This window comes from Nonlabens sp. (assembly GCF_047636915.1).
In the GTDB taxonomy this organism is placed as follows: domain Bacteria; phylum Bacteroidota; class Bacteroidia; order Flavobacteriales; family Flavobacteriaceae; genus Nonlabens.
In genome coordinates, this window is the sequence record NZ_JBLIGN010000114.1 from 1 (window position 1) to 6,438 (window position 6,438).

Genomic DNA, 6,438 nt, shown 5'->3' on the forward strand with positions numbered 1-6,438 from the left:
AATTGCCCAACCGTATAACTGGAGGAACCTCCGCTGCCTGTGGCATCTCCTCCTGATGTTGGAATGGTTTGTTGTGAATACATTAATTGTGTAACAAGTAATAGACAGGCCACGAGTGTTATTTTTTTCATTGGGTCTTTTTAAAAGGTTTTGCTTTTTCTTGCCTCAATGGAAGAAGGAAGAAAATTAATTAACCTAAGTCAAAGCGTACAATAATAAAGTTTTTTCCTGTCTTTTAAAAAAATAACAGTTTTTAAAAAAAAATTCAGGGCTGAATGCCACCCTTCTACACCGTAACTTTAATTCGCAAATTTTAATAGGAAAAACCTAAATAACTAATGTATCACCGTGTTGTATGAATAGCTTCTTGAAACCTTTGCTATATATGAATAAAAATAAAATATTTTAACTTGGGTGCAACAGTTGTAAGTTTTAATTTTATGTGTAAAAGAAACCTTTTTTTAAGAAGGCAAGAACATTAATGATTGGTATGTTGTTAAACACGTCTGATATAGGTGGCCTTTACTTAAGAAAGCAGGCAGGCAGAAAATAAAGAAGTCCTTTTTGATTTTTGGCTTAGGAAGACTTTTAAATCTACTAACCGTATTGTGTGTTTTTCTACCATAAAATTGTCTGTAAAAAAAGCGGCGAAACTGCTGCCTTTTTTAGTAAGAAAGCTCTGAAAAGCCCAAACATTGTTTGTGTTGTTCTTATTGTTGTTTTACTTATATCCCTTATAAAAACCTATTATAAAATCTACCATCCATTTTAGTGTCAAAAACGTCATCCACAGTAGGCTAATCATAATGTGCCAGAGCAATTTTATGACATTTATGACAAGTGTAAATGCCATAAAGAATAGCTGAAGTGTCGCAGCGTTTTTGCCTCTTACTTGAACGCCTGCAAATTTAAAGCTGGAATAATTAGGCTTTATTATATTATAGGAACCTCTTTTATTTTTTATGGAGGTACTAAGCCCTGTTTTAGAGACGTTGAAATTAAAAGGGCCGCTATTATACCTGCCGATAAATTGAAAATTTCCATTTTGAAACCCCATCCTAGCTCCTTTAAAAAGTCTTTTATGAAGTCTGATGCCGTGATTAGTATTAAAAGTAGCAGCATACCCATCTTTAGATACTGTTTTTGTCGCAGAGACACCGCTAGTTCTAGAAACACGAATGTTTTTACCCTGATATTCAATTCTTTTTTTCGGTGCTGTGTCTTTAAATGGCATTTTTTTTTTAAAATTATTCCTTCGTTAATAAAGGTCTCAAAGAAGTTTACTTCTTTATGAGGGTTTTCCGTCTCTAAAAATAACTTCTTTATCACTAATTTTAAGAATGTTATATTTTTGATTAACTATTTACTTGACCGTTTTATAGAATTGTTTAGAAAATAGATTCTCTTATACTACTTCAACAAATCCTTTACATGATAAAACGCAAATTCGATTCTTCTTACCTTATTTTGGATACCTAAAAAGACATGTTAACCGCTGCATCTGTATATCAAATGGCTAAGGAATTATCTACTACATAACTCCGGAAAATTTATGCGGCGATAAGTGATGATGTGACCTTAAAACAGTACCCTAAAAGAGGAAAAAAGAAATATTCGTTCCTGGTGAATGCATAAAAAAGTTTGCTCAAAAACATAGCATTTTCAAATAGTACTTTCCATTCAAAAGAAGGCTGCTACCAACTCCTCCTCAGAAATATTATTGAAATACTCGCTACTTTTGATTTCCTTTAATTTATTCCATACGGCTTCCTGGCGGTGCTCCAATCCTATCAAAGCTTGTTTTACTTCTTCTATGTCACGGTTTACGAAGAAGTCACCAAAAATGTCGAGTTCAGTAATTACCCCTTTATACACATTAAGATGTACTTCCACATGCCCTCCATTTGTCTTTACTCCTTTCTTTAAACCATACTTGGGAGAATAGCCATAGTTCCATGACCAAGTGCTGTACTTTTCATCTGCTAGTTTTTGAATGGCGGCTTTATCCTTTAGAGTTAATTGGTAAGGAATAGCATCAGGGTACGTTTCAGTAATGTGGTTCATCACCTTTTGGCGAAACTGATCTACGCCAATATCATCTTTTAGATGGCTAGAAATATTTGTCACCCTGCTCCTTACCGATTTTCGAGCTTTCCCTTCAAACTTTAAGGGGTTTACGTTCAAAGCATCTGATATATCCTGAATTTCAGAAGCATAAAGCAAGGTACCATGGTGCAACACTCTTTGCTTTTGATGATAGATGTGTTCTGCATTACCAGAAAACTTTTGGTCGTCAATTAGAATGTCGTTTCTACCAGAAAAATGAGCCTTTACTCCCAGTCCCGCTAAAACATCAATAATAGGCTGATTGTATTTTTTAAAATCCACTTTTGCTCCTTCCTTACCATAGCCCATTATAAAGGTATAGTTGATGTTTCCCAAATCGTGAAAAACAGCTCCGCCACCGGTAAGGCGTCTTACTACCTTTATACCTCGATGCTTTACATGATTTACGTTTATCTCGGCAAGAGTATTTTGATGTTTACCTACGATAATAGCGTTGTTATTGCGCCACAGCATGAAAATATTATCGTTAAAATTCTTAAGGAAGTACTCCTCTACTGCTTGATTAAAGTAAGGATCAAGACTCTCACTATCTATACAAAACATGGCCATGAAAATAAAGTTTAAAATGAATCAAAAAATTAGAATTATAGATTTTAGAAAATATTTAGGAATTTGAAACAGCTTATTTGAACGGTTGCGGCTCTATCCTCTTATTGCCTCATAATTTATACTGGTACTCTTTGCTGTTTTCATTTGTTTTAAACTGCTGCACAAATTCTAGCAAATCGCACACTTCAAATAGATCCATGAAGCACCCTATTTATGGACTCTAAAATACGTATTTATACAGGGACCTCTATATGCTTAATAAAAATACAGGTTCCATAATTATCTCCGTTAAAACTGCGTTTGCCCTAAACATTTAGTGCGTGTACTAAAGTGTATTTCAATTAGTATCGTTTTATCCGCAATAGTATCTCCTGTAAAGTTTTTTTTTAGACTAATACAAAGTCTTGCTATAACAGGTCTTGATTTTTCGTTTTTTTATAAAATAGTTATTGCGTCATCTTCCTAAATTTCTGTGATGCTTTTTTGCACTGATGCGATAGATTGAAAGGAGAACCTGTCAAAACTTACAAAAGCTTTTAAAAGTTTACAAATTCTTTTTCACCAAAACACTCAGAGTCAGCAGAGGCCTTAGCAACAATAGTGCCCCAGATTTTCCATCCGTTCATAAGATCCTACTTTTTAAAAGAGTAATCTTCTGACTCCTTTTACCAAAACAATTTAACTTTATGTTCTAACATCAATTTATATTTTAATGCATTTGAGTAATTATTGTGGCTGGTGTTTTATGAATTTATTTTTTACCCTTCTATCCTTTAGTATCAAAACGGGTTATACTATCCTGACCTACAACGTCTGGATATGTCAAAGACTTAGCAACTATCGCTTTGTTTCTTCCTTGCGTTTTATCGGTCAAATCATTCCATTTAGTACCGCTATTATTCAAGCTCTCCTCCTTGATGTAGCAATCAAATCTATTGCCTTGCCATCTTGGTGTTTTTTTGTGACTTGCAAAAAAAGGGGAATCTGTTTTAAAATTAGTAGACCAAATACGACAGCATACATAACTTCCACAAGGACCAATATCACCAATTCGATTTGCTTCTTCACGCATCCCAATTTGACGCATAACTATGCGCACACGAAAGGCTTCGGAAAGGTGTTTAATTAACACTCGATAATCCACGCGTCCTTCGGCGGTGTAATAAAATGTGGCTTTAGATATATCGCCCTGGTAGTCAACGTCGGTTAGTTTCATAAATAAGTCAAGCTCTTTAACTAAAACCCGAGCTTTACGCAAAGTATATAATTCAAGTTCTTTAGCCAGCTTCCATTGGGTTATATCGGCAGAATTTGCGCTGCGATAGAGTTTTTTAACCACATCCTCTGCACGCACATTCTTTTTCTTAAGCTGCAAACGAACCAGTTCACCAGTTAAGGAAACATGCCCAACATCATAACCACCCATATTGCCTTCCACAACAACCAATTGGCCACTTTTGAGGTCTATATTTTTAAGATTAAGATAGAATTCTTTACGGGATCCTTTGAACTTTATCTCTATAATAGTACAAACTTTAAAAGCAGGTGGTATAAAAACATCCGACAACCAATCATATACATCTGATTGACTAGATCCATACACAAGACTCGAACCCCTACTTTTGAAGCCTCTAGGAATAGAAGAACCCTCCGTTGAATAATTATCATAATCCATATCAATCTTTATTTTAGGCTCTTTTCAAGAGTGAATAAAATTCTAAACTTATCGGTTTCATAAAAAAGGGCCTATTACTGGTCATCTTCATCAATCTCTAAAAGCATATTACAGGCTTCCTGTAATTCTAAAAGCGTTTTTTTATTCTCGCTTTTTTGCGCAATCTCAATTCCCTTTTTATAGATTATAACTGCTTTTTCTAAGTGATTCAGCGACTCATATAATTTCCCCAATTGATAGTAACTCGCTATATAATTTTCATCATCCTTTATCAATTTCAAAAAGCAATCTGTTGCGGCGTCATTTTTCTCCACCCTCACATATTCCAGTGCTAATGCATATCTGAGAAAAGAGTCATTGCTATCCTCCTTTAAATATTCTTGTAATTGTTCTATCCTACTTTTCATTATTTTGTTTTGTTTTCTAAAATATTTCTCCAAACGGAATAAGATATTTGATGGTTCTAATTGTGTGATAGCAACTTGATAAAATAACGGTTGAAATTGATGGTGATCTAATTTATTTGCAAGCAATACCGTGAAATTGTTTATATCAAGGTTTTAATGAGAACCCTAATAACCTATATAGTGTTTTTTTTTTGTGCTCGTAATTATGAATCATACGCTCCACCCAATATTAAAAACCAGGATAAAAATTATGTCTTATAGGTCCCGTAATTGGAATATTGAGTGATAATCAGCGTCATTTTGATATTTTACCATTTAACATCTGCCACCTTTACTTTTGGTTCTTTTGCGTTTTGTATAGACACTTGTTGTGCCACCTTACGTGCCATTTCCATATAGGCAATAGCTTGCGGTGTGTTATCTTGAAGTACAGCCGGGGTTCCCGAGTCTCCAGATTCGCAGATGCCTTGCACCAGTGGTATTTCACCCAATAATGGAACTTCTAATTCTTCTGCAAGTTTCTTAGCTCCGTCCTTGCCGAAAATGTGATATCGCTTCTCTGGCTCCTCTGGCGGACTGAAATAAGACATGTTTTCTACAATTCCTAAAACAGGTACATTTATGGATGGTAATTGAAACATTCCCACACCTTTTTTTGCATCTGCCAATGCCACAAATTGAGGCGTACTGACGATTACAACTCCATTCAAAGGAACAGCGCCAACTAAGGTTAAATGAATGTCGCCGGTTCCTGGAGGTAAATCAATAATCATATAATCTAATTCACCCCAATCTGCTTCCTGAAACATTTGAACAACTGCTTTTGATGCCATTGGCCCACGCCATACAAGAGCTTGGGAAGTATCCACAAAAAAACCTATAGATAATAATTTAACCCCAAAACGTTCTATGGGAATCATTTTATTTACGCCGTCAATCTCTTTATTCATGGGTTTTGCATCCATAACATCAAACATAATGGTTTGTGAGGGACCATAAATATCTGCATCAACCAAACCAACCGATGCACCTAACTTCACCAAGGCTAAAGCTAAGTTGGAAGCCACTGTAGATTTCCCAACACCGCCTTTGCCTGATGCTATCCCGATAATATTTTTTACGTTGGGCAATATAGGCCCGCCGCTTTTACGAGATGATACATCAGAGGTCATTTTTACATTAACATTTGCATCTTCATCTATATGATGTAAAATTGCATCTATACAACTCTTACGAATCAATTCTTTCAGTGGGCAAGCAGGCGTTGTAAGAACTACGGTAAAACTAATGTTTTTACCATTTAGTTCTATATCCTTTATCATACCAAGGGTTACCAAATCTTTCTTTAAATCAGGATCTTCTACATTTTTTAAGGCTTCTAAAACTCGTTCTTTCGTGACGTTCATTTTTGTACTCCTTCTAGTTAATATGATTATTATTATTTACCGAATCCCCAAGTTTAAATGGCTGTCAAATTTTATTTCCTATTGACTTCTCTAACCATAACCATTCTATCATCCCCTACAGAAACCAAATAATTATGATACGTACTCCAGATTAATTTATTTACAGAATGGGTATGTGCTTCAAAATTTTCTTTTGTGATGCGTTTTAATAATTGATATGTTTTTGCATCCCAAATTTTGACCGTTTTATCGCGGCTAGCAGTTGCAAATAAAT

At 34.9% G+C, this 6,438-nt stretch carries 5 protein-coding genes and 1 pseudogene; all 6 read right to left on the reverse strand.

Going from position 1 to position 6,438, the window contains the following annotated elements; all coding sequences use genetic code 11:
• Positions 1 to 721: 721 nt before the first annotated feature.
• The gene (locus tag ACJAT0_RS12040; RefSeq protein WP_415181854.1) at positions 722 to 1,234 is read right to left on the reverse strand and encodes a hypothetical protein; all 513 of its coding nucleotides are present in this window, start codon (positions 1,232 to 1,234) and stop codon (positions 722 to 724) included.
• Between the two features lie 446 nt (positions 1,235 to 1,680).
• Positions 1,681 to 2,676, reverse strand: coding sequence for a lipoate--protein ligase (locus tag ACJAT0_RS12045; RefSeq protein WP_415181855.1), 996 nt, complete (start codon positions 2,674 to 2,676; stop codon positions 1,681 to 1,683).
• 766 nt (positions 2,677 to 3,442) lie between these two features.
• Positions 3,443 to 4,351 (reverse strand): regulatory iron-sulfur-containing complex subunit RicT, encoded by a 909-nt coding sequence (gene ricT / locus ACJAT0_RS12050; protein ID WP_374003928.1) that lies wholly within the window; start codon positions 4,349 to 4,351, stop codon positions 3,443 to 3,445.
• A 74-nt stretch (positions 4,352 to 4,425) separates the two neighbouring features.
• Positions 4,426 to 4,758: a tetratricopeptide repeat protein gene (locus ACJAT0_RS12055; RefSeq protein WP_415181856.1), complete on the reverse strand. Its 333-nt coding sequence runs from the start codon at positions 4,756 to 4,758 to the stop codon at positions 4,426 to 4,428.
• A 308-nt stretch (positions 4,759 to 5,066) separates the two neighbouring features.
• Complete coding sequence (locus tag ACJAT0_RS12060; RefSeq protein WP_415181857.1) at positions 5,067 to 6,164, reverse strand: Mrp/NBP35 family ATP-binding protein; 1,098 nt, start codon at positions 6,162 to 6,164, stop codon at positions 5,067 to 5,069.
• A gap of 71 nt (positions 6,165 to 6,235) precedes the next feature.
• Positions 6,236 to 6,438, reverse strand: a pseudogene (locus tag ACJAT0_RS12065) (WD40 repeat domain-containing protein); the annotation flags it as partial.